At 55.3% G+C, this 22,793-nt stretch carries 19 protein-coding genes and 4 tRNA genes; 6 read left to right on the top strand and 17 right to left on the bottom strand.

The window, feature by feature from the left end; genetic code table 11:
* The first annotated feature begins 241 nt into the window (after nucleotides 1-241).
* From hemC to INF77_RS21725, 5 genes are all read left to right on the top strand, one after another.
* Complete coding sequence (gene hemC / locus INF77_RS21745) at nucleotides 242-1,183, top strand: hydroxymethylbilane synthase (protein ID WP_192979146.1); 942 nt, start codon at nucleotides 242-244, stop codon at nucleotides 1,181-1,183.
* Nucleotides 1,180-1,920: a uroporphyrinogen-III synthase gene (hemD, locus tag INF77_RS21740; RefSeq protein WP_028014800.1), complete on the top strand. Its 741-nt coding sequence runs from the start codon at nucleotides 1,180-1,182 to the stop codon at nucleotides 1,918-1,920. Before hemC ends, hemD begins: the two co-directional genes overlap by 4 nt.
* 20 nt (nucleotides 1,921-1,940) lie before the next feature.
* A complete protein-coding gene (gene hemX, locus INF77_RS21735) occupies nucleotides 1,941-3,128 on the top strand; it encodes a uroporphyrinogen-III C-methyltransferase (protein WP_193532861.1) in 1,188 nt (395 codons plus the stop codon).
* Between the two features lie 2 nt (nucleotides 3,129-3,130).
* A complete protein-coding gene (hemY, locus tag INF77_RS21730) occupies nucleotides 3,131-4,330 on the top strand; it encodes a protoheme IX biogenesis protein HemY (RefSeq protein WP_028014802.1) in 1,200 nt (399 codons plus the stop codon).
* Between the two features lie 172 nt (nucleotides 4,331-4,502).
* A complete protein-coding gene (locus tag INF77_RS21725) occupies nucleotides 4,503-5,714 on the top strand; it encodes a hypothetical protein (protein WP_063155591.1) in 1,212 nt (403 codons plus the stop codon).
* 506 nt (nucleotides 5,715-6,220) lie between these two features.
* On the opposite strand, the gene INF77_RS21720 is transcribed toward INF77_RS21725, so the two are convergent.
* The 17 genes from INF77_RS21720 to trxA form a co-directional block, all read right to left on the bottom strand.
* A tRNA-Pro gene (locus INF77_RS21720) sits at nucleotides 6,221-6,297 on the bottom strand.
* 46 nt (nucleotides 6,298-6,343) lie between these two features.
* Nucleotides 6,344-6,429 (bottom strand) — tRNA-Leu (locus tag INF77_RS21715).
* A 21-nt stretch (nucleotides 6,430-6,450) separates the two neighbouring features.
* Nucleotides 6,451-6,526 (bottom strand) — tRNA-His (locus INF77_RS21710).
* Nucleotides 6,527-6,594: 68 nt separating this feature from the next.
* Nucleotides 6,595-6,671, bottom strand: a tRNA-Arg gene (locus INF77_RS21705).
* 102 nt (nucleotides 6,672-6,773) lie between these two features.
* Nucleotides 6,774-8,159, bottom strand: coding sequence for an amino acid permease (locus INF77_RS21700; protein WP_041911824.1), 1,386 nt, complete (start codon nucleotides 8,157-8,159; stop codon nucleotides 6,774-6,776).
* Nucleotides 8,160-8,356: 197 nt separating this feature from the next.
* Entirely contained in the window at nucleotides 8,357-9,097 is a 741-nt protein-coding gene (wecG, locus tag INF77_RS21695; RefSeq protein WP_045631338.1) for a lipopolysaccharide N-acetylmannosaminouronosyltransferase, read from the bottom strand.
* Nucleotides 9,098-9,109: 12 nt separating this feature from the next.
* On the bottom strand, nucleotides 9,110-10,462 hold the full coding sequence (gene wzyE, locus INF77_RS21690; protein ID WP_193532860.1) for an ECA oligosaccharide polymerase: 1,353 nt from the start codon (nucleotides 10,460-10,462) through the stop codon (nucleotides 9,110-9,112).
* On the bottom strand, nucleotides 10,459-11,538 hold the full coding sequence (locus INF77_RS21685) for a TDP-N-acetylfucosamine:lipid II N-acetylfucosaminyltransferase (protein WP_193532859.1): 1,080 nt from the start codon (nucleotides 11,536-11,538) through the stop codon (nucleotides 10,459-10,461). Before INF77_RS21685 ends, wzyE begins: the two co-directional genes overlap by 4 nt.
* Nucleotides 11,535-12,785, bottom strand: coding sequence for a lipid III flippase WzxE (gene wzxE, locus INF77_RS21680; protein ID WP_192972114.1), 1,251 nt, complete (start codon nucleotides 12,783-12,785; stop codon nucleotides 11,535-11,537). The genes INF77_RS21685 and wzxE overlap by 4 nt, the downstream gene beginning before the upstream one ends.
* Before the next feature lies 1 nt (nucleotide 12,786).
* Entirely contained in the window at nucleotides 12,787-13,917 is a 1,131-nt protein-coding gene (rffA, locus tag INF77_RS21675; RefSeq protein WP_041911819.1) for a dTDP-4-amino-4,6-dideoxygalactose transaminase, read from the bottom strand.
* Nucleotides 13,918-13,921: 4 nt separating this feature from the next.
* Nucleotides 13,922-14,599, bottom strand: coding sequence for a dTDP-4-amino-4,6-dideoxy-D-galactose acyltransferase (rffC, locus tag INF77_RS21670; RefSeq protein ID WP_047366698.1), 678 nt, complete (start codon nucleotides 14,597-14,599; stop codon nucleotides 13,922-13,924).
* Nucleotides 14,596-15,858, bottom strand: a complete 1,263-nt coding sequence (gene wecC, locus INF77_RS21665) for a UDP-N-acetyl-D-mannosamine dehydrogenase (protein ID WP_193532858.1) — start codon at nucleotides 15,856-15,858, stop codon at nucleotides 14,596-14,598. Before wecC ends, rffC begins: the two co-directional genes overlap by 4 nt.
* Nucleotides 15,855-16,985: a non-hydrolyzing UDP-N-acetylglucosamine 2-epimerase gene (wecB, locus tag INF77_RS21660; RefSeq protein WP_028014812.1), complete on the bottom strand. Its 1,131-nt coding sequence runs from the start codon at nucleotides 16,983-16,985 to the stop codon at nucleotides 15,855-15,857. The genes wecC and wecB overlap by 4 nt, the downstream gene beginning before the upstream one ends.
* A gap of 56 nt (nucleotides 16,986-17,041) precedes the next feature.
* Entirely contained in the window at nucleotides 17,042-18,088 is a 1,047-nt protein-coding gene (wzzE, locus tag INF77_RS21655) for an ECA polysaccharide chain length modulation protein (RefSeq protein WP_028014813.1), read from the bottom strand.
* A gap of 13 nt (nucleotides 18,089-18,101) precedes the next feature.
* Complete coding sequence (gene wecA, locus INF77_RS21650; protein WP_193532857.1) at nucleotides 18,102-19,205, bottom strand: UDP-N-acetylglucosamine--undecaprenyl-phosphate N-acetylglucosaminephosphotransferase; 1,104 nt, start codon at nucleotides 19,203-19,205, stop codon at nucleotides 18,102-18,104.
* A 241-nt stretch (nucleotides 19,206-19,446) separates the two neighbouring features.
* Nucleotides 19,447-20,706 carry a transcription termination factor Rho gene (rho, locus tag INF77_RS21645; RefSeq protein ID WP_008501566.1) on the bottom strand — a complete coding sequence of 420 codons (1,260 nt, stop codon included), beginning with the start codon at nucleotides 20,704-20,706 and terminating at the stop codon, nucleotides 19,447-19,449.
* Between the two features lie 344 nt (nucleotides 20,707-21,050).
* Complete coding sequence (gene trxA / locus INF77_RS21640) at nucleotides 21,051-21,380, bottom strand: thioredoxin TrxA (protein WP_006179218.1); 330 nt, start codon at nucleotides 21,378-21,380, stop codon at nucleotides 21,051-21,053.
* 144 nt (nucleotides 21,381-21,524) lie between these two features.
* On the opposite strand from trxA, the gene rhlB reads away from it, so the two are divergent.
* Nucleotides 21,525-22,793 (top strand): ATP-dependent RNA helicase RhlB, encoded by a 1,269-nt coding sequence (rhlB, locus tag INF77_RS21635; protein WP_028014815.1) that lies wholly within the window; start codon nucleotides 21,525-21,527, stop codon nucleotides 22,791-22,793.

Here is a 22,793-nt window from a genome sequence, read left to right as displayed (position 1 = left end):
TATGGTGGTACCGACGAAAAAATGGTCTAAAACGTGATCAATTTAACACCTTGCCGGTTGACCGTAAAGAAAGATGCGCTACATACAAGTGTAGCACCGTTCTGTACGTGTAAATTCCTGAATACGGCTATGGCTGACGAATACGCCGCCTTGTCCCTCTCACGCTTCATCAACCGTAAAACTGCCATCCCAGAGTCAACAATGTTAGGATGGTTAGCGATTGATAATGACGGTAACAAGCATGTTAGACAATGTTTTGAGAATTGCCACACGCCAAAGCCCTCTCGCGCTCTGGCAGGCACATTATGTTAAGCAGCGCCTTGAAGCCTGCCACAGTGGATTGCGCGTCGAGCTGGTGCCGATGGTCACGCGCGGTGACGTGATTCTGGATACGCCGCTGGCGAAAGTGGGCGGCAAGGGCCTGTTTGTCAAAGAGCTGGAACTGGCATTGCTTGAGAACCGCGCCGATATCGCCGTACATTCGATGAAAGACGTGCCCGTCGAGTTCCCGGAAGGGCTGGGGCTGGTGACCATCTGCGAGCGCGAAGATCCGCGTGACGCGTTTGTCTCGAACCACTATGACTCGCTCGACGCGCTGCCGGCGGGTAGCGTGGTTGGCACGTCCAGTTTACGCCGTCAGTGTCAGCTGGCGGAGCGTCGTCCTGACCTTATCATCCGCTCGCTGCGCGGTAACGTTGGCACGCGTCTGGGCAAGCTGGATAACGGCGATTACGATGCCATTATTCTTGCGGTTGCAGGCCTGAAGCGCCTGGGGCTGGAGGAACGCATTCGCGTGGCGTTGCCACCAGAGCTGTCGCTGCCGGCCGTCGGACAGGGCGCCGTCGGCATTGAGTGCCGTCTGGACGATGCGCGCACCCGCGAGCTGCTCGCTCCGCTGAACCATGACGAGACCGCAACCCGCGTAAAAGCCGAGCGGGCGATGAATACTCGCCTCGAAGGCGGGTGCCAGGTGCCGATTGGCAGCTATGCTGAATTAACAGACGGTGAACTGTGGCTGCGTGCGCTGGTGGGCGCGCCGGACGGTTCACAGATGGTGCGCGGCGAACGTCGCGGCAAGCCGCAGGATGCCGAGCAGCTTGGCGTGTCGCTGGCGGAAGAGCTGCTGAATAACGGCGCGCGTGAAATTCTGGCCGAGGTCTATAACGGAGAACCCCCTGCATGAGTATTCTTGTCACCCGCCCTTCTCCCGCAGGAGAGCAGTTAGTGAGCCGTCTGCGCGCACTGGGGCAGGTGGCCTGGAGTTTTCCGCTCATTGAATTCTCCCCCGGTCGGGAGCTCTCTGCGCTCGCCGACCAGATGAATACCCTGCAGGAAGGCGACCTGCTGTTTGCGCTATCGCAGCATGCCGTGGAATTTGCCCATGCGCAGCTGCTACAGGCGGGGACACGCTGGCCGACCGCTCCGCGCTATTTCGCTATCGGCAGAACCACCGCGCTGGCCTTACATACCGTGAGTGGAACAGACGTTCGCTACCCGTTGGATCGGGAAATCAGCGAAGTCTTGCTACAATTACCTGAATTACAAACTATTGCCGGAAAGCGCGCGCTCATTTTGCGCGGTAACGGTGGCCGCGAACTGCTGGGTGAAACGCTGCGGGAACGCGGGGCTGACGTCACGTTTGTTGAGTGCTACCAGCGCTGTGCGAAACACTACGACGGTGCTGAAGAGGCGATGCGCTGGCACGCGCGCGGTATTAATACGCTGGTGGTCACCAGCGGTGAAATGTTACAACAGCTTTGGTCGCTAATACCGCGTTGGTATCGCGAAAACTGGTTACTCCGCTGTCGGCTTCTGGTCGTCAGTGAGCGTCTGGCGAACCTCGCCCGGGAACTGGGCTGGCAGGATATTCGGATCGCTGATAACGCCGACAACGATGCGCTGCTGCGCGCATTACAATAACTCTCAAATGGGAAGCCATAATGACGGAACACGAAAAATCCTCCGCCGTGGTTGAAGAGACCAGGGAGACTGTGGAGACAACGCCACAGCCAGAGACGACTGAGAAAACCGCTGAGAAGAAAAACGGCAGCAATAAAACCAGCCTCGCGCTGAGCGCGATTGCCATCGCCATTGCGCTGGCAGCAGGCGTCGGCCTGTATGGTCTGGTAAAGCAACAGAGTGCTAACCAGACGGCCACCAGCGATACGCTGGTCAATCAGCTTACCTCCCTGCAAAAAGCGCAGGAAACGCAGAAAACCGAGCTGGAAGCGGTGATTAAGCATCAGGCCGCCGCGCTTGCCGAGGCGAACAGCAAACAGGAAGAGCTGACCAAACAGCTGGGCGAAGTACAGCAGAAAGTCGCCACGATCTCCGGCACCGATGCCAAAACCTGGCTGCTCTCGCAGGCCGATTTCCTCGTCAAACTCGCCGGGCGTAAGCTGTGGAGCGATCAGGACGTGACCACCGCCGCCGCGCTGCTGAAAAGCGCCGATGCGAGCCTGGCCGACATGAACGACCCGAGCCTCATTACCGCGCGCCGTGCGATTACCGAAGATATCGCCAGCCTCTCCGCCGTTTCACAGGTGGATTACGACGGCATTATCCTGAAGGTGAACCAGCTTTCGAATCAAATTGATAACCTGCAGCTGGCGGATAACAACGACGACGACTCCCCGATGGACTCTGACGGTACCGAGCTGTCCAGCTCCCTGAGCGAATGGCGCATAAACCTGCAGAAAAGCTGGCAGAACTTTATGGACAGCTTCATCACCATCCGCCGTCGCGATGAAACCGCCGTACCGCTGTTAGCGCCGAATCAGGATATCTATCTGCGCGAGAACATCCGTTCCCGCCTGCTGGTCGCGGCGCAGGCCGTGCCGCGCCATCAGGAAGAAACGTACAAACAGGCGCTGGATAACGTCTCGACGTGGGTACGCGCCTACTACAACACCGATGATGCAACGACCACCGCCTTCCTCGAAGATATCGACAAGCTGAGCCAGCAGAACATCACCATGAACGTGCCGGATAAACTGGCCAGCCAGCCGATTCTGGAGAAGCTGATGCAGACGCGCGTGCGTAACCTGCTGGCGCAGCCGGGCGTTCCGGCCGGGCAGACCGGCACAGCGGCGGCACCAGCGCCTGAAAGCGCGCCACAGGGAGAGTAATGATGCTAAAAGTCCTTTTACTCTTCATCCTGCTGATCGCCGGGATCGTCCTGGGCCCGATGCTTGCGGGTCATCAGGGATACGTCCTGATCCAGACCGATAACTACAACATTGAAACCAGCGTAACGGGTCTGGCGATCGTTCTGATCCTCGGCGTCGTGGTCCTGCTTGCCGTTGAATGGATCCTGCGCCGTATTTTCCGCACCGGTGCCCATACCCGCGGCTGGTTCGTTGGCCGTAAGCGCCGCCGCGCCCGTAAGCAAACGGAACAGGCACTGCTAAAGCTGGCCGAAGGCGATTACCAGCAGGTTGAAAAGCTGATGTCGAAAAACGCCGACCACGCTGAACAGCCGGTGGTGAACTATCTTCTGGCCGCCGAAGCGGCGCAGCAGCGCGGTGATGAAGCCCGCGCTAACCAGCATCTGGAACGCGCGTCAGAACTGGCGTCTGGCGACCCGATTCCAGTGGAAATTACCCGCGTCCGCCTGCAGCTCGCGCGCAATGAGAACCACGCGGCGCGCCACGGCATTGACCGTCTGCTGGAAATCGCACCGCGTCATCCGGAAGTCCTGCGCCTTGCGGAGCAGGCCTATATTCGTACCGGAGCGTGGGGCTCGTTGCTGGACATCATTCCGTCGATGGCGAAGGCCGAAGTGGGTGATGATGAACATCGTGATGAACTTCAGCGTCTGGCATGGATTGGCCTGATGGATCAGGCGCGCGCCGATCTGGGCAGCGAAGGCCTGAAAACCTGGTGGAAGAATCAGAGCCGGAAAACGCGCCAGCAGGTCCCCCTGCAGGTGGCCATGGCGGAACATCTTATTGAATGTGACGATCATGACACCGCCCAGGAGATCCTTCTCGACGGCCTGAAGCGCCAGTACGACGATCGCCTGGTCATGGTGATCCCGCGCCTGAAAACCAATAACCCTGAGCAGGTCGAAAAAGTGCTGCGCCAGCAGATCAAAACCGTCGGTGACCGTCCGCTGCTGTGGAGTACCCTGGGCCAGTCGCTGATGAAGCACGGCGAATGGCAAGAGGCGAGCCTGGCCTTCCGTGCGGCACTGAAACAGCGTCCGGATGCGTTTGACTACGCGTGGCTTGCCGATACGCTGGACAAACAGCATAAGCCAGAAGAGGCGGCCGCCATGCGGCGCGATGGGCTATTGCTGACGCTGCAAAATAACGGTAACCCGCAATAAATAAAAAGGAGGCCAGACGGCCTCCTTTTTTTATCGCCTTTCTCCTGCTACATTCTTTACACCCACATCTGCAAACGAACCCGCCAATGTAACGATGTCTTTTCATTAACCTTTTTTCACACACGCGCACTTTCTGCAGCGTGGATTAAATCGTTTTTGAAAGGAAATCTTCATGAACTCGCTTTTGTATGCGCTTATTGAAGCGCTGCGCTGCCACCGCTGGCTGCGCCTGCTTGCCTGTGCTTTTATCTTTTCTTCGCTGGGAAATGGTCTAACCCAGGTCGTGGTCTTTGGTTTACTGTTAGCGTGGTCGGCCCCGCCCGCCCTGCTCACCCTCGCTTTTCTTTTCGCAACGGTTCCGGGATTCATCGGCAGCGCGATCGGCGAAAAGCTGTGCTCGCGCTATTCTCCAGTATTCCTGCTGATACTGACCGAGGGGCTGGGATTGCTCGCCCTGCTCTTCCCCCTGCTCGGTGCGGGTTATCACAGTATTGCCTCGCTACTCGCCGTGCAATCCACCGAAGCGCTGCTCAGCGGGATGAGCTGGCCCGCGCTGACATTGCTCTTTAAACGCGGACTTAGCGAAACAGAGCTGCCTGCTGCGACCTGTCTGGAAAATGTGATTTTTGCTTCTCAGGTGTTATTAGGTACTGGACTCGGCGTGGTGCTATTCAAGCAGACCTCCGTGTTTACCTTGCTGGCTATTGATGCCGCCAGTTTTCTCGGGTCGCTGCTGCTGCTGTGGCTGGCTGGGCGGCGGTTTTCTGCGCCATTGCTACCTCTCCCCGGTGAAGAGGCAGCCCCCGCGCCACTGCGCTGGCGGACGTTGACCGTTCGGCAAAAGCGCAGCCTGCTCATTTTGCCGGCGCTGGCGGCCGTCGGCTCACCGGCTATGGCGCTACTGCCGGCCCTGGCGCAGCAGCTCCATCCTCAGGATGCGGCGGGCCTTGCTCTGCCTCTGCTTTTCGCAAGGAGCATGGGGCAACTTTGCGGCCCCATGCTGCTAAAAAAAGAGAGCCTGACGCGCTTTGCCGTCCACACGCCGCGAATCATCGTTTGTCTCGGTATTTTTCTTGCCGCTTATGGAATGCTGCCGTTGTTGTCCGGGTGGATGGCATGTGCGCTGGGGATGATCTTTATCGCGCATCTGGCCTCAAACGTTCTCTTCGCAGCCGGCACGTTTGGCGTACTCAGCAGTTTTCATATCACGCAAACCGCGTCAGCCAGCGGTAAAGCCTGGCGCTGGCAAACTCTCAGCGCCTCGCTTTTCACCGGCATTACAGCGATAGTGGCTGTTGGGCTTGGCTCAGTGCTGGCGCTCTATACGGTCTCGTCAGCCGCCCTGCTGTTGGTCGCCCTGATCATGCGTGGGTATCGGGAATAAGACATAAAAAAACGCCTGCTATAAAAGCAGGCGTTAAAACAGGTCTGTAAGACAACATATTTGGTGCTTCACTCAACGTTATGTCCATGGTGTCTGATGAGGCCGAAGCGACATCTGTCAGTGGACGATAAGCACCGTAAATGGCTCTGCGTCATTCCTGAGTTTATGAGGCACTAAGGCGAACATAAGAGATGGAATGAGCATCTACGCGTATATTATTGCACGTAACGTGCCAGATTTACACGCAGAACTTTTACATGGCGCAACATTTTAAGATAAAAGGAAATTATGCTGTTAAGTAGCCTCTGAAGCTTCATAGCGTATCGGCAAAAGCAGAAATATGTCGCCAGGAAGAGACAGTAAATCCCATAAATAATTATTTATCTTATTTTCAATGACTTGCATGTCACTGAATCGCGACAATGATACAGGGTGCTTTCTGGAGATAACGACAGGGGAGAAAACTTACAGAAAACAAAAAACCCCGCCGAAGCGGGGTTCAAAATTGGTCGGCGAGAGAGGATTCGAACCTCCGACCCACTGGTCCCAAACCAGTTGCGCTACCAAGCTGCGCTACTCGCCGATGTACTGCTTTTTTGAATTTTTAGTTCAATTCATTTAAAAAGTCGTGGTGCGAGGGGGGGGACTCGAACCCCCACATCCTAAGGACACTAACACCTGAAGCTAGCGCGTCTACCAATTCCGCCACCTTCGCAATTCACAACTCTTTCAATAATGGGGTGGCTAATGGGATTCGAACCCACGACAACTGGAATCACAATCCAGGGCTCTACCAACTGAGCTATAGCCACCACTGTATTCTTTCACGCGGTACTGACTACTTCTCAGACCACCGCAGCTCTAGCGCCGGGAACTAAAATGGCGCGCCCGACAGGATTCGAACCTGAGACCTCTGCCTCCGGAGGGCAGCGCTCTATCCAGCTGAGCTACGGGCGCTTAGCGCCGTTGCGGGGCTGGATATTACGTACCTCCGTCCCCGCTGTCTAGTGCTTTTTTGAAAAAAATGCGCGTTTGGTTATGGTTTGCACATTTTGCCGCTTATTCCTCCACTTTCTGCGTGGTGGCACGGCGACCCAGGCCAAAAAGCTTATACGCGGCCGTCACTGCCGCCAGGAAGATTAGCCCGACAAACAGCGACATGCGGGTATCTTCATTAAAGTACATTCCAATTAATACGCAAATCAGGAACGCCATCGTCAAATAGTTCGCATACGGGAAAAGGATCGAGCGGAACGGATGGCTGGCGATCGCTTTTTTATGCGCATGGCGAAAACGCAGCTGGCTGATGAGGATAACAAACCACGGCACCATGCCCGGCAGCACGCTGGCGCTGTAGACGTAAACAAACACGCGCTGCGGATTAGGGATGATGTAATTCAGGCAGGAGCCAATCAGCAGGATGACAATGGAGACCGCGACGCCCGCTACCGGCACGCCAGCACGTGAGACTTTACTCATTGCCGCGGGCAGCTGGTTATTTTTCGAGAGCGCGTAGAGCATACGGCCACAGCTGTACATCCCGCTGTTACAGCCTGACAGCGCTGCCGTCAGGACCACAAAGTTGATGATACCCGCTGCTGCTGTAATCCCAATCTTCGCAAAGGTTAATACGAACGGGCTCCCCGTCGTGCCGATTTCATTCCACGGGAAGATGGTCACAATAACGAAGATTGCGCCCACGTAGAAAATCAGGATGCGCCACAGCACTTTGCCCACCGCGCTACGCAGCGTAACCTGCGGGTTTTTCGCTTCCCCGGCGGTAATCCCGATCAGCTCCACGCCCTGATACGAGGCCACAACAATACACAGCGCCGTCAGGAAGCCCTTCCAGCCGCCGGCGAAGAAGCCGCCGTGTTCAGTCAGGTTGCCAAAGCCGATGGCGTGTCCGCCGTTGCCAAAGCCATAGAAAATCACGCCCAGGCCAATAACAATCATCACGATGATGGTGGTTACTTTGATCATCGCAAACCAGAACTCGATTTCACCGTAAAGGCGCACGGCGGCCAGGTTTGCCAGCGCCACCAGCCCCACGGCAATGAGTGCCGGTATCCACTGGACCATGTCCGGGAACCAGAACTGGACATAAACCCCTATGGCGGTGATTTCAGAGATGCCCACCGCCATCCACATAAACCAGTATGACCAGGCCGTCAGGTAGCCGAAGAACGGGCTCATATAGCGGTGTGCGTAAACGGCGAAGGAACCGGTCACCGGCTCCAGAAAGAGCATTTCGCCCATTGAGCGCATGATGAAGAAAACAAACAGCCCGGCGATGATATACGCCAGTAATACGGAAGGGCCTGCCCATTTGAGGGTGCTTGCGGAGCCCATAAACAGGCCAACGCCGATAGTGCCACCCAGCGCTATCAGTTCGATATGACGAGCTTCCAGCCCACGCTGTAGCTCCGGTTGTTTCTCTGCCATAGATCCTCGATTGTGTTTGCTGTTTCCCGGCTTAATACCGGTTATTGTTTTTTAGGGGTACTAAAATACGGTGCGAATGGTTTCTTAAAATCGGCCAAATGGCAAACGATGCATTAAAAAAATGAATGCATTGCACAAATTATCAGCAGTTTTGCAGGTGAGTTGCAGCGCGAACAGCATATCGCGCTACATTTTGATTACATTTTACCGGTATAGTGCCAGGTGAGGTAGCGAAGCAGTCGAATCTGTCGTTTAATGCGGGTGGGTTGGGAGAGCAGGCGGTAGAGCCACTCCAGCCCCATATTTTGCCAAATCTTCGGCGCGCGCTTCACGTGGCCGGTAAAGACATCGTAGGTGCCGCCGACGCCCATATAAAGCGCATCCGGGCAGACCAGACGGCAGTCGCGCATCAGGATCTCCTGGCGCGGGGACCCCATCGCCACGGTGACGATTTTTGCCCCGCTGTCTCGCACGCGGGCAAACAAAGCCTGCTGGTCTTCAGGCTTGAAGTAACCATTCTGGCTACCAACAATATTAACATTCCATTGACGACGCAGTTTCTCTTCAGTCTCGGCCAGCACCTCAGGCTTACCGCCAATCAGGAACACCGGCGTGCCCTCCGCACCAGCGCGGGCCATAAGCTGCTCCCAGAGATCGGCACCCGCCACGCGAGATACATTAGCGTCAGGATATTTTTTACGGATAGAGCGGACCACGCTGATACCGTCCGCGTATTTAAATTCAGCCGCTTCTATCAGGCTTTTGACTTCGGCGTTATCTTCCACCGCCAGCATCTTTTCCGCATTGATAGCGACCAGCGTACCGGATTTCATCTGCCCATCGGCGAACAGAAAATCCAGCGCGTGCTGCATGTCGCGCCAGCCAATCAGCTGCAAACCACGAAGCGCATAGCGCGGTGCAGAAGTTTTATCAGTCATTACTTTCCCTACTCAGACTTGCGACAGCGTTGTGCTGCCCTGTGGCTCACGCTTGTGCACAAGCCCTGCGCTGTCGAACAGCCAGTACAACAGTTTGGCCAGTAACAGGCAGATGCCAAAAACGACCATGAAGAACACCACGCGCGAAACGAACGAGTCCAGCCCCTCGCGCGCCAGAACGATCATATTGAAAATGGCACCAAAGCAGAAACTGTGCAAAATGGCCGCTTTATAGCGGTTGGTCTCTTCGTTACCACGCACGTAAAGCCAGTCAAACCACTTAATAATCAACCCTACGACAAACGCGCCCGGCAGGATAAACCAGCCTCCCCCCATCACCACCAGGGAACCAATCAAGGTTGGCGAGATCGCCAGGCCCGAATGGTTGTTCAGCACTTCCCAGGTAAAATAGTTCGCGGTATTGAGTACTACGCCAGGGCGGTCCGGCCAGAGCCAGCTCGGGATAAAGACGTAAAAATCGCGCACAATCGGCGCCAGCCCCTGGAAATCAATCTTGTCGTAGTTTTGCAGCAACAATGCCAGGTTTTCCCACGGCGAGAAGGTGTCGCGCGTCAGGTAGAGGAACGTGTAAAACGCCTCGTCGCCCGCCACGTTCATCCCGTAGCGCTTCAGCGCCAGCCAGAACATCCCCACAATGCCAAATACCCCTGCCGCAACCAGCATCCACAGCGAGATCCAGCCGCGGATGATGCCGATGAACAGGAAGATAGCGAAAGCGATGATAATGTTGGCACGCGTACCGCCCACGATCATGTAGGTCAGGATACCGAACGCAACCGTACTGACCAGGAAGAACAGCCATGCCTTGCTGTCCTGACGAAGGAAGAAGATCACCAGCATCGCCGGGATGAAGAAATAGAAGAATCGCTTAAGCGCCACGCCTGAGACTTCAGCCGAAAAAATCTGGCTGTAGGAGTGGAGCTTAAACAGCAGGAAGCCGTTATGCATGAAGAAGATGCCGACGCTGACCAGGGCGATGGTCATGAGCATCACCCACGTCAGATGGGCCTCCACCCGGTTCATGGTAAAGAGCGCCCGACGCGGGGCAGCGGCCTGCGCTGGTCGAAGACGCGTTTTATAGGTGACGTAGTAAACACCATAGAAGCAGGTCGCCGCCAGCAGGGCCTGGAGAAGAATTTCCGGCGGCGCGACGCTCACGTCAAAACGGAAGACCAGAATGCTGGTCAGCGGGAAGCCGAAAAAGAAGGTCAGCAAAAACAGCAACGAGAAGAACACGTTAAAGTTGAAGCGCACCCGGCGGAACTCAAACCAGGTGAGCGTGGCGATAAATAGCGTGCTCAGAAGCCAGACAACCAGTAAGCCGCTAAACTGCAACTGACTCATGCGTTGTCTCCTGAAGCGATACGCAGCGCGCGGTGCCACGGCGTGAGGTAATTCGGGCTGAAAAAGTCGATGCTATTTTTATCCACCAGCGTGAGCTGGCGTTGTGCTTCACGTACCACTTCGACATTCAGCGCGTCTGAGGTGAACAACACCGGAATATGCTGCTCGGCCATGTCCTGCCAGAACGGGTTTTCACGATTAAGCACGCACGGTACACCCGCCTGAATCAGCAGACACAGCGTACCAATCCCCTGCTGGCGAGCAAAGATGAAATAGCCCAGATCGCATTTTCGCAGCAGCGCAAGATAGTCATCAAACTCCAGCTTTTCGCTGAGAATGTGCAGATTTTCTTCGCTGAATAACGCACGCCCCTGCTGGCGAACCTCATCAATGTAGGAGTCGTTGTTGGCCGGATAACCCATCGGCACCACCACGTTCACCGTGTCGCCAAACTGCTGGTGTACCGCCCGGAGCGCGGCGACATGTTCGTTACTGCGGTCGCCGGAATTCCCCACCAGCACCGTCAGCTTGCCTTCGCGAACCGCGTCATTCGCCATGGTGTTCAGCGCCGGATCCATACGGGTTGGGAAATAGAGTAGCTCACCGCGCACGTTAGGGTGCTGCTTCGCAAAATAATTCAGATCGCCACGGGTGGCAAAAACGCGGCCCACCCTTCCCTGCGCCATGCGACGCAGCGGATAGAAAAGACGGAATTTCCAGCCGCGCGAGACTTCGTAGAGATCGGCTCCCCAGATATGCCAGCTGCACTGGGAGGGTTTAATTCCCCCGCTGAGCAGAGCCAGCCACAGGCCGGTATTGAACTGCCCGTGGAAAAAGAAACGTTGCTCACGATCCGCTTTGGCTTTGGCAATAACCGCCTTCGCCAGGGTAGCTTTATCCGGCCAGAAGGTGATTGTCAGCGCCGGAAACGCCGCGCTCAGGCCATTATCCTGACCTGCAACCATAAACTCGCGCGCATCAGGATTGCCCGATGCCAGCTCGTCGTTGAAGAACCGCAAAACGGTCTGGTTATGGTGTGGGATATCCGATCCCAGGATGTGAATCAGTGCAGTCATGCGCGTTTACGCCACAATAAAAATACGCCGCAGCAGGCAGCGAAATAAACGATATAGGTTGCCATGTAGGCCTGAGCCGCCCCCAGCGCACCGTGCGCGGGTATCAGCCAGTGTGAAAATGCTGTCAGCAATGCAAACTGGCTAACCTCCGCGAGGATATACAGCCGCAGCGAGGCTTTCGCAATCACCAGATAGCCGAAAACGTAAGCACCCACTTTCAGCACATCACCCACCAGTTGCCAGGCAAAAAGATCGCGCATGGCGGTAAACTTCGCCGAGAACAGCAGCCAGATGGCGACATCACGCAATAACCAGACGGTCAAACTGGCCGCCGCCACTGCGGGTAATACAAAAAGCAGGGAGCGGAAAATTTCGCGGGTAATATCCTGCCTGGACGTCAGACGCGATAAGGTTGGCAGCAAATAAACGCTAAAGGAAGCCGTTATAAACTGGAGGTAAGCATCGGAAATACTGCTTACGCCCTGCCAGATCCCCACCTCATCCCAGCTGTAATGCGCCGCCAGCAGGTTTCGCATCATCACGTAAGCCACCGGCAGCGTGACGGAAGTAATGAGCGCCATCAGGGTAAACTTACCCAGCTGGCTGGCAAGCACCTTGTCCCATTGCGGTTTCAGGTAGCTCAGAGGGATAACGCCCTGGCGCATCAGCATGAACGCCGCAGGCACAACAACCAGTGCCGGAACCAGCGCCAGCCCAAGCAGTGCGCCTTCATAGCCACCCAGGCGGTAGCAGAAATAATAGGCAATCACGCCGATGACGCTACCCAGGATGAGCGCAAGCGCGTTCCCGGCTGCATCGCGAAAACCTTTCATCAGCGCCAGCAGCAGGTTAGCCCAGGCAATGCCCATCTGGACCAGCGCGACCAGACGCACCAGCCCCTGATAATGGGTGTGCCCGAACAATCCCTGGCTAATGGGCGCCGCGGCCAGCAGAAACACAATCGCCAACAGGGTCGAAAAGCCCGTGACCATTGCCGACGCGGTGCCCACTACCCTGCGAAGCTGGGCCGCATCATCATGATACTGGGCAACGTATTTGGTTACGCCGTTGAAGATTCCGGCACCGGCCAGCACCCCAAGGACGGTAACAAGCTGGCGGAAGTTGCCCGCCAGTCCGACGCCTGAGGGGCCGAATGAGACGGCCAGCAGCTTGACGACCAGCAGTCCGGCACCAATTTTTACAAGCGTGGACGCGGCGGTCCACACCGATGCTTTTGCCAGAGACATATCAGCCGAAATAGCTCAGAAGGGTATTGATCACCGTACGCTGGTTAACTGGCGCGAGGTTAAAGAACAGTGGCAGGCGAAGCAAACGCTCACTTTCTTTCGTGGTGTAACGGTCTTCCCCTGCGAACATCCCAAACGCTTCGCCCGCCGGGCTGGAGTGCAGCGGAATATAGTGGAAGACCGCCATAATTTCGGCTTCTTTCAGCCAGGCGATGAGCTGGCTGCGATCGTCGTTATCGCGCAGCTTGATGTAAAACATGTGGGCGTTGTGGACGCAATCGGCCGGAATGGTTGGCAGTTCAATGCGTCCGGCTTTTGCCAGCGGCTCAAGCGCATCATAATAGGTTTGCCACAGGGACAGGCGCTGGAGATTAATTCGCTCTGCCGCTTCCAGCTGTGCCCACAGGTACGCTGCCTGCAGGTCGGCCATCAGATAGCTTGAGCCGATATCGCGCCAGGTGTACTTATCAACCTGACCGCGGAAGAATTGGCTGCGGTTGGTGCCTTTTTCACGGATCACTTCCGCACGCTCAACCAGGGCACGATCGTTAATCAACGTCGCACCGCCTTCGCCACCCGCCGTATAGTTTTTCGTTTCGTGGAAGCTGAAGCAGCCGATGTGGCCGATAGTGCCCAGCGCGCGCCCCTTGTAGGTGGACATCACGCCCTGCGCGGCATCTTCTACCACAAACAGGTTGTGCTTTTTGGCGATTGCCATGATGGTGTCCATTTCACAGGCCACGCCCGCGTAGTGAACCGGCACAATCGCACGCGTTTTGTCGGTGATCGCCGCTTCAATCAGCGTCTCATCAATGTTCATGGTGTCCGGGCGGATATCCACAAAGACGATTTTCGCTCCGCGCAGGACAAATGCATTCGCGGTAGAGACGAAGGTATAGCTCGGCATGATCACTTCATCACCGGGCTGGATATCCAGCAGCAGGGCCGCCATTTCCAGCGATGCCGTGCAGGACGGGGTCAGCAGCACTTTAGCACTGCGAAAACGCTGCTCCATCCACTGCTGACAGCGACGGGTAAAACCGCCGTCACCGCAGAGTTTGCCGCTGCCCATGGCAGACTGCATATAGTCGAGCTCGGTTCCCACGACGGGTGGTGCGTTAAATGGAATCATCTTGTCACCTGTATAACCAGTAGGCGGTGGCGTCGATGTTGGCACCACTCGCAATATAACGTTTAAGCGCGGCGGTGTTGCCCACCTGGGTCGCCACCCGCAGCGTCTCAACCTGCTGCAGCTGCGCCCAGTGCAGCGCCGCCTGCATGAGTTTCTCCCCCATGCCGCGCCCGGCTAATAAGCCAATACGCGCCTCGCGCTCGTTAAGCTTGCGCAGCGAGACAAATCCTTGGATCTGGCCGTTCGCTGCACGGAAAATCAGGCAGACGTGGTCAAAGGTACCTTTGACCGCATTCTCTACCCACTGGGCATAGAAACGTCCGCTATCGTCAGGCGCATACCAGGGCGTGCGAAAGCGGCTCTGCGCAAACGCTCGGGCCGCCATCTGGCGCAGCACAGGAATGTCCTGTTCCGTTGCAATTTCCGCGCCGGACGCATCGTGCCGGGTAAGGGTGATGGAAAGGTCTACCTCGCCTTCAACCAGTTGAAAACCATGTTGCTGGAGCGCGTCAAGCAGGTCGGCACGGTCCGCCGGGATCTTAGCCTGTACGCGCTGCCAGGCGCTGAAGTCAGCGTCCTGCAAAGCTGGCGCATTCTCGCGCCAGCGGACGATCGCCGAGGGGCGAGCAAAAAAAGCGCTTTCCCACTCAAGGGATTCCAGCACGCCGTGAAGTTTACTCAACGCCAGACGCCTTTGGTATCAACCACATACTGTTGACGCACCGCGTCACCGGACGTCGCTTTAAATTCTTTATGGTCCACCAGCAGCACCAGCACATCCGCTGTCGCCAGCGCGTCATCCAGCGCCGTCAGCGTGCAGTGCCCCGCCAGTTTTGCCGGCAGTTCATGAATATTTGGCTCGACCACCAGCGTTTCGCCCTTATGCCATTCGGCAATCATCTCAGCAATTTCCATCGCCGGGCTTTCGCGCAGATCGTCAATATTGGGTTTAAATGCCAGACCAAAGCAGGCAATTTTCAGCTCGCTGGCGCGCTTGCCGCTCTCTGCCAGACAATCCGCTACCGTCGCTTTAACCTGGTTGAGCACCCAGTGAGGTTTGCTATCGTTCACTTCACGCGCGGTGCGAATCAGACGCGCCTGCGCCGGGTTCTGCGCCACAATAAACCACGGATCGACGGCGATACAGTGACCGCCTACCCCTGGGCCAGGCTGGAGAATGTTGACGCGCGGATGTCGATTCGCCAGGCGGATTAACTCCCAGACGTTAATCCCCTGATCGGCACAGATCAGCGACAGTTCGTTTGCGAAGGCGATGTTAACGTCACGGAAGCTGTTTTCCGTCAGCTTGCACATCTCGGCGGTGCGGGAGTTGGTTACCACGCATTCGCCTTCAAGGAAAATCTTGTACAGCGCGCTGGCGCGTTCAGAACAGACCGGCGTCATGCCGCCTATCACCCGGTCGTTTTTAATCAGTTCGACCATCACCTGCCCCGGCAGCACGCGCTCCGGGCAGTAGGCGATGTTGATATCCGCCTGCTCACCGGCCTGCTGCGGGAAGCGTAAATCAGGACGCGCATCGGCCAGCCACTGCGCCATCTGCTCGGTAGCGCCGACGGGAGAAGTCGACTCCAGAATTACCAGCGCCCCTTTCTTCAGCACGGGGGCAATAGATTTTGCCGCCGCCTCGACGTAGACCATATCGGGCTCGTGGTCGCCTTTAAAGGGCGTTGGAACGGCAATCAGGTAGGCATCCGCTTCCACTGGCGTCGTGCTGGCGCGCAGGAAGCCGCCATCAACCGCCTCTTTCACCACGCGGTCAAGATCGGGCTCCACAATATGAATTTCGCCACGATTAATGGTTTCTACCGCACGTGCGTTGATATCCACACCAACAACCTGCTTTTGACGGGAGGCCAATGCCGCCGCAGTAGGCAGGCCAATGTAGCCAAGACCAATGACAGAGATGGTAGTAAAACTCATAGCGATACCCGATTGTGTTTAAGTGCTTGCAAGATACGGCCACAAGCCTGCCCGTCTCCGTAGGGATTGTGGGCCCGGCTCATCGCCTGATACGCTTCATCGTCGTGCAGAAGGCGCGTGACCTCTTCGACGATGAGCTGTGCGTTGGTGCCGACAAGACGCACTGTCCCGGCTTTAACCGCTTCCGGACGTTCAGTGGTTTCACGCATCACCAGCACCGGCTTGCCAAGAGAGGGCGCTTCTTCCTGAATCCCACCGGAATCGGTGAGAATCAGCCAGGCGTGGTTCATCAGCCAGACAAACGGCATGTAGTCCTGCGGTTCAATCAGCAGGACGTTTTCGACGTGTCCCAGGATGCGGTTGACCGGCTCGCTGACGTTAGGGTTAAGGTGTACCGGATAGACAATTTGCACATCGTCGTTCTGCGCGGCGATTTCAGCCAGCGCGTGACAGATTTGCTCAAAGCCCCGACCAAAGCTTTCGCGACGGTGGCCAGTGACCAGAATGGTTTTTTTGCCGTTATTCAGGAAAGGATAGCGGGCAGCGAGTTCTTTCTGCAGATCGCTGTTTGCCAGCACGCGATCGCGTACCCAAATCAACGCGTCAATGACCGTATTGCCGGTAACAAAGATGTTGTTATCGGCGACATTTTCACGCAGCAGGTTCTGGCGAGAGTTCTCGGTTGGCGCAAAATGGTACATCGCCAGATGCCCGGTAAGCGTACGGTTGGCCTCTTCCGGCCACGGAGAATAAAGATTGCCGGTGCGCAGACCCGCTTCAACATGGCCGACGGGAATACGCTGGTAAAACGCGGCCAGGCTTGTTGCCATCGTCGTCGTGGTATCCCCGTGCACCAGCACGACGTCGGGCTTGAATGACTCCAGGATCGGCTTGAGATCCTGCAGAATGCGGCAGGTTATTTCCGTCAATCCCTGTCCCGGCTTCATAATATTAAGGTCGTAATCCGGGACGATGGAAAAGAGGGTTAGGACCTGATCGAGCATCTCACGGTGCTGGGCCGTGACGCAGACCTTCGCTTCAATATCAGGATCGCTGGCCAGCGCATGAACCAGAGGCGCCATCTTAATGGCCTCCGGCCTGGTGCCAAATACGGTAAGTACTTTCACATCGATTCTCTTCGATTAGGCGATGAAGGCCGCAGCCTTCATCGTAAACGGCGTTCTTAGTTTGTACGACGACGCGTTAACGCCACGCCAGCACCAACGAGTGCACCCACAATACCCCACATGATCATCAGGAATGCGCGGCGCGGACTGTCGCGTTTTACAGGTTCTTCAGGCGTTCTCAAATAACGATAGGTCTGAAAACGCGGGTCCAGGGAGGGACCGACATTAAGCGTGTTAAGCATCGCGCGGTTTTGATCGTAGTCGAGATCAAAATCAGGCCCAACGGCCTGCAGGTTTTCCAGACGGGCCTGCAGCATTGGGCGACCAAGAAGGAACATTTCAGAATCAGGCAATTCATCAGCCGGAACATCCGTCTCAGTGCGGGAAATGTTGTGCTGTTCCGCAATTTTCAGCGCCTGCTGAATGTTATGCACGCGGCGCGCAAAAATGGCGTTTGCCACCTCTTCCTGACGTTTGACCTGCGCCTTCATTTGGATAGTGCGGGCTGCCCAGGCGCCTTTAAGCTCTTCATTCAGATGACTTGCGGCACGCTGGCTGGCAAACGCGACGTACTGGCGCAACAGGTTGTTTGCATCCGGCGCGGTTTCGGCAATCAGCTTGACGCTGTCGTTGACGTTACGCAGCACGTCGCCTGGCATGAACTGAATATTGTTAATCAGATCGTCCAGCAGCGCGGCATCGGCTTTGGTGTTATCAACCCGACGCTGCTTAAAGTAATCTGTCTGGGACCAGAAATCGCGGCGCGTATCCCACGAGGCCAGCTGCATCACAAACTCTTTGTAGGCCTCATCCATAACGGAAGCCTGGTCCGGGGTGGCAAGGCTGGCTTTAATATCCAGGTTTCGCAGGAACTGCTGCTGGGAGTAGTATCCTCCGAGCATGTTAACCGTGGGTCTGTCCGTGATTGCCGTGGCGCTCCACTCCTGTTTTGCAAAGAACGTGTAGGCTAGCGCTAACAGTGCAAACCCCAGCGCGATCCCCACAATCCAAAGTTTGCCTGCCCATAACACGCGAAACAAACCCCGAATGTCCAGTTCATTCTCTGTTACCACTGATTTCGCTCCCGCCAACGGTTGAGTCATCATAGTCCCGGTTTTACTTAGTTAATGTTGTGTTTTTGCTACTGTTACGTCGCATCCTGCGCTTCATACGTTTAATGAATCGCGCCACCTTCCATGCGCGCTTAATGCAGTAGCCGTAGAGAGAAAATGCTAGCAAGAACAATACCAACATGGCCCACTCAGGCACGAAGTGCGTATATTCCGCCGTCACGCCAATCCCCGCTAGAATAGCAGCCGCCAGCGTAATAAGCACAAATGCCTGCCGGGAAGTGAATCCGGCTCGCATGATCAAATGATGAATGTGCTGACGGTCAGCAGAGAATGGACTCATTCCTTTACGCAGGCGGCGATACATAATCGCAACCATATCCATTAAGGGGATGGCAATAATCCATAGCGCCGTTACCGGGCTGATGGGATGCACATCGCCCTGAGTGGTTTCCAGCAAGATCCAAATGACAGTAAAGCCGATAAGCGTGCTACCCGCATCGCCCATGAAGACTTTATAGCGTCGGCCCAATGCGCCGAGATTTAACAGGATATAAGGCAGGATGGCAGCAATCATGGCGAAACACCACATAGCAAGGCTGTATTGCCCATCGAACCATAAAATGAAACCAATGGCGGCAAATGAGACGCAGGACAGGCCACCAAGCAAACCATCAATACCGTCAACCATGTTGAACGCGTTAATCGCCACCCACACGGCAAAAAGTGTCAGGAAATAGCCGAATGGGCCGAGTTCCATCTCCCAGGCCCCGAAAATATAGCCCAGGCTACTCAGGTGCAACTTAGCAAACACCATCATTGCAATAGCGACAGCTGCCTGAACGAAAGCGCGGATTTTGACGCTGATGTCGTATCTATCGTCCAGCGCACCAATCACAACAAGAACTGTTGAGCATATGAGATAAAGCCTGGCATGCGGAATATAGTAATCTGCAATAGCAAAAGTGAAGCAGATCCCTGCAAAAACAGAGATGCCACCGACCAGAGGGATCATGCCTTGATGACGTTTACGGAAGTTGGGTTTATCCACTAAGCCCAGATATTTTGCAACCTTACGTGCCAGAAACAAAAAGCAGGTGGTAAACAAGAAAATACTGGTTAGTTCAGTAAACGTATCAAGTAGGTTCACAATGGATGTTCTCAACAAATGTTAGTCAAGGAAGTATAACCATCAAGGGGCCGCGCCTGAAGTTATAAAGCAAACCTCTTACAATTCCATTTGTTTATTATTCAAGCTATTAATGTTTTTACTGTGCGAATTATCTTATTGTCGCACTGACCGGTCAAAATTGGGAGTAGGCGATACTAGCGTATAGTCCATAAAAGAAAAACGCCACGTAAAAACGTGGCGTCCGCTGGCTTTATTTGCGTTACGAGCGTTTCATCATGTCGAAGAAGTCGTCGTTGGTTTTGGTCATCGCCAGTTTGTTAATGAGGAACTCCATCGCGTCAATTTCACCCATTGGATGGATGATTTTGCGCAGGATCCACATTTTCTGCAGCTCTTCCTGCGTGGTGAGCAGCTCTTCCTTACGGGTACCGGAACGGTTGTAATCGATAGCCGGGAAGACGCGTTTTTCAGCGATCTTACGAGAGAGGTGCAGTTCCATGTTACCTGTACCTTTAAACTCTTCGTAGATAACCTCGTCCATTTTGGAGCCGGTATCGATCAGCGCCGTTGCGATGATGGTCAGGCTGCCGCCCTCTTCCACGTTACGTGCCGCACCGAAGAAGCGTTTTGGACGGTGCAGGGCGTTAGCGTCCACACCACCGGTCAACACTTTACCGGAAGCTGGCACCACGGTGTTGTAGGCACGCGCCAGACGGGTAATGGAGTCAAGCAGGATGATCACGTCTTTCTTGTGCTCAACCAGGCGTTTCGCCTTCTCGATAACCATTTCCGCAACCTGAACGTGGCGAGATGCTGGCTCGTCGAAGGTAGAAGCAACCACTTCACCTTTAACCAGACGCTGCATCTCGGTCACTTCTTCCGGACGTTCGTCAATCAGCAGCACCATCAGCACGCAGTCTGGGTGGTTGTAGGCAATGCTCTGCGCGATGTTCTGCAGCAGCATGGTTTTACCCGCTTTCGGCGGGGCCACAATCAGACCACGCTGGCCGCGACCGATTGGCGATGCCAGATCCAGGACGCGCGCGGTTAAGTCTTCGGTAGAACCGTTACCACGCTCCATGCGCAGGCGAGAGTTCGCGTGCAGAGGCGTTAAGTTCTCAAAGAGGATCTTGTTACGCGAGTTTTCTGGTTTATCGAAGTTAACTTCATTGACTTTCAACAGCGCAAAGTAGCGTTCACCCTCTTTAGGAGGACGAATCTTACCTGAAATGGTGTCACCAGTGCGGAGGTTGAAACGGCGGATTTGGCTGGGGGATACGTAGATGTCGTCAGGGCCGGCGAGGTAGGAGCTGTCTGCAGAGCGGAGGAAACCAAATCCGTCTTGCAATATCTCCAGCACACCGTCGCCAAAGATATCTTCGCCACTCTTAGCGTGCTGCTTCAGGATGGCGAAAATGATGTCCTGCTTGCGCATACGAGCCTGGTTTTCCAGTCCCATATTTTCGCCGAGAGTGATCAGCTCAGAAACCGGCGTATTCTTTAATTCGGTAAGATTCATAATGGTGTGGGTTCTTAAACTCGGAGTGATTCTCGAACTTAATGTTGTGAATGGTATGGCAGGGTCATCCATGCCTGTTTAGCGGCCATCACCTCATGTCTGTTCGCTGTCTGGTCACAGGGAAAGAACGCAGAACTGAAACGACAAGACGGATTGAGTGACAAGCCCGGAATTTAGCCACTTCACGCATTGTTCATGTCAACAAAGGGAAGTATCGGGTAAAACAAGATTCAAACAATAGATATGTTTAAAACGAAGTCATAGCTAACTTAGCACGACTTCAGCCGGGCGTCCAGAGTTCCACATCATTTAGCCGGGGGCTCTGGACGCACAGCGGAGAAACCTTACGCCAGGTTAGCGTCCAGGAACTCTTTCAGCTGACCTTTGGACAGCGCGCCCACTTTGGTCGCCGCCACTTCGCCGTTTTTGAACAGCAGAAGGGTCGGGATGCCACGGATACCGTATTTCGGTGCGGTGCCCGGGTTCTGGTCGATGTTCAGCTTGGCAACCGTCAGTTTGCCCTGATATTCGTCAGCGATCTCATCCAGAATCGGGGCGATCATTTTGCAAGGACCACACCATTCAGCCCAGAAATCGACGAGGATCAGCCCGTCAGCCTTAAGTACGTCCGTGTCAAAACTGTCGTCAGTCAGGTGAATAATTTTATCGCTCATATATAACTCCACAGGAATAAGCCTGGTACGTTGGTTTTGTCTCCACCAACGACGTGTTGATGTCGCATTAACCAACTAAAGGTTGACTTTATTTCACCGGATACGCTTTCGTAAAGCAATAGTAAGCTGATATTCTACCACACTATGAGCAAAACACATTTAACAGAACAGAAGTTTTCCGACTTCGCCCTGCACCCAAAAGTGATCGAAGCCCTTGAAACAAAAGGGTTTCATAACTGCACGCCCATTCAGGCTCTCGCCCTGCCGCTGACGCTGGCCGGTCGCGATGTTGCAGGGCAGGCGCAAACCGGTACCGGCAAAACGATGGCGTTTTTAACGTCAACGTTCCATTATTTACTTTCTCACCCAGCGATTGCAGACCGCAAAGTTAACCAGCCGCGCGCGCTAATTATGGCCCCGACGCGAGAACTGGCGGTACAGATCCATGCAGACGCTGAACCCCTGGCACAGGCTACTGGCCTGAAGCTTGGCCTGGCCTATGGCGGCGACGGCTACGATAAGCAGCTGAAAGTGCTGGAAAGCGGCGTGGATATCCTGATTGGGACCACCGGCCGTCTTATCGACTACGCCAAACAGAACCATATCAACCTCGGCGCCATACAGGTTGTGGTGCTTGATGAAGCTGACCGCATGTACGATCTGGGCTTCATTAAAGATATCCGCTGGCTGTTCCGCCGCATGCCGCCGGCAAATCAGCGCCTGAACATGCTGTTCTCTGCCACCCTTTCTTATCGCGTACGCGAGCTGGCGTTCGAGCAGATGAACAACGCCGAGTATGTGGAAGTGGAGCCGGAGCAGAAAACGGGCCACCGCATTAAAGAGGAGCTCTTCTATCCTTCCAATGAAGAGAAAATGCGTCTGCTGCAAACGTTGATTGAAGAAGAGTGGCCCGATCGCGCCATTATCTTCGCGAACACTAAACACCGCTGTGAAGACATCTGGGGCCATTTGGCTGCCGACGGTCACCGTGTTGGCCTGTTGACCGGCGACGTGGCGCAGAAAAAACGCCTTCGGATCCTCGACGAGTTCACCCGTGGCGATCTTGATATTCTGGTCGCAACCGATGTGGCGGCACGTGGTTTACACATTCCGGCCGTGACGCACGTTTTTAACTACGATCTGCCAGACGACTGCGAAGACTACGTACACCGTATCGGTCGTACCGGTCGTGCGGGCGCAAGCGGTCACTCGATTAGCCTTGCGTGTGAAGAGTATGCGCTGAATCTTCCAGCCATTGAGACCTACATCGGTCACTCTATTCCGCAGAGTAAATACAATCCGGAAGCGCTGTTAAGCGAACTGCCGCCGCCTAAGCGTCTTTCCCGCCCGCGCTCCGGCAATGGTCCGCGTCGTTCAGGCGGCGCACCGCGTAATCGTCGTCGTTCAGGTTAA

Source organism: Enterobacter cloacae complex sp. P1B (assembly GCF_014982345.1).
Taxonomy (GTDB): domain Bacteria; phylum Pseudomonadota; class Gammaproteobacteria; order Enterobacterales; family Enterobacteriaceae; genus Enterobacter; species Enterobacter bugandensis.
The sequence above is the reverse complement of the archived record's forward strand: the minus strand, read 5'-3'. Positions and strand labels throughout refer to the sequence as shown.

Bases quoted from the DNA above. Each gene is read 5' to 3' on its own strand.
- hemC (WP_192979146.1), top strand. From the start codon at position 242: ATGTTAGACAATGTTTTGAGAATTGCCACACGCCAAAGCCCTCTCGCG.
- hemD (WP_028014800.1), top strand. From the start codon at position 1,180: ATGAGTATTCTTGTCACCCGCCCTTCTCCCGCAGGAGAGCAGTTAGTG.
- hemX (WP_193532861.1), top strand. From the start codon at position 1,941: ATGACGGAACACGAAAAATCCTCCGCCGTGGTTGAAGAGACCAGGGAG.
- hemY (WP_028014802.1), top strand. From the start codon at position 3,131: ATGCTAAAAGTCCTTTTACTCTTCATCCTGCTGATCGCCGGGATCGTC.
- INF77_RS21725 (WP_063155591.1), top strand. From the start codon at position 4,503: ATGAACTCGCTTTTGTATGCGCTTATTGAAGCGCTGCGCTGCCACCGC.
- INF77_RS21700 (WP_041911824.1), bottom strand. From the start codon at position 8,159: ATGGCAGAGAAACAACCGGAGCTACAGCGTGGGCTGGAAGCTCGTCAT.
- wecG (WP_045631338.1), bottom strand. From the start codon at position 9,097: ATGACTGATAAAACTTCTGCACCGCGCTATGCGCTTCGTGGTTTGCAG.
- wzyE (WP_193532860.1), bottom strand. From the start codon at position 10,462: ATGAGTCAGTTGCAGTTTAGCGGCTTACTGGTTGTCTGGCTTCTGAGC.
- INF77_RS21685 (WP_193532859.1), bottom strand. From the start codon at position 11,538: ATGACTGCACTGATTCACATCCTGGGATCGGATATCCCACACCATAAC.
- wzxE (WP_192972114.1), bottom strand. From the start codon at position 12,785: ATGTCTCTGGCAAAAGCATCGGTGTGGACCGCCGCGTCCACGCTTGTA.
- rffA (WP_041911819.1), bottom strand. From the start codon at position 13,917: ATGATTCCATTTAACGCACCACCCGTCGTGGGAACCGAGCTCGACTAT.
- wecC (WP_193532858.1), bottom strand. From the start codon at position 15,858: ATGAGTTTTACTACCATCTCTGTCATTGGTCTTGGCTACATTGGCCTG.
- wzzE (WP_028014813.1), bottom strand. From the start codon at position 18,088: ATGACTCAACCGTTGGCGGGAGCGAAATCAGTGGTAACAGAGAATGAA.
- rho (WP_008501566.1), bottom strand. From the start codon at position 20,706: ATGAATCTTACCGAATTAAAGAATACGCCGGTTTCTGAGCTGATCACT.
- trxA (WP_006179218.1), bottom strand. From the start codon at position 21,380: ATGAGCGATAAAATTATTCACCTGACTGACGACAGTTTTGACACGGAC.
- rhlB (WP_028014815.1), top strand. From the start codon at position 21,525: ATGAGCAAAACACATTTAACAGAACAGAAGTTTTCCGACTTCGCCCTG.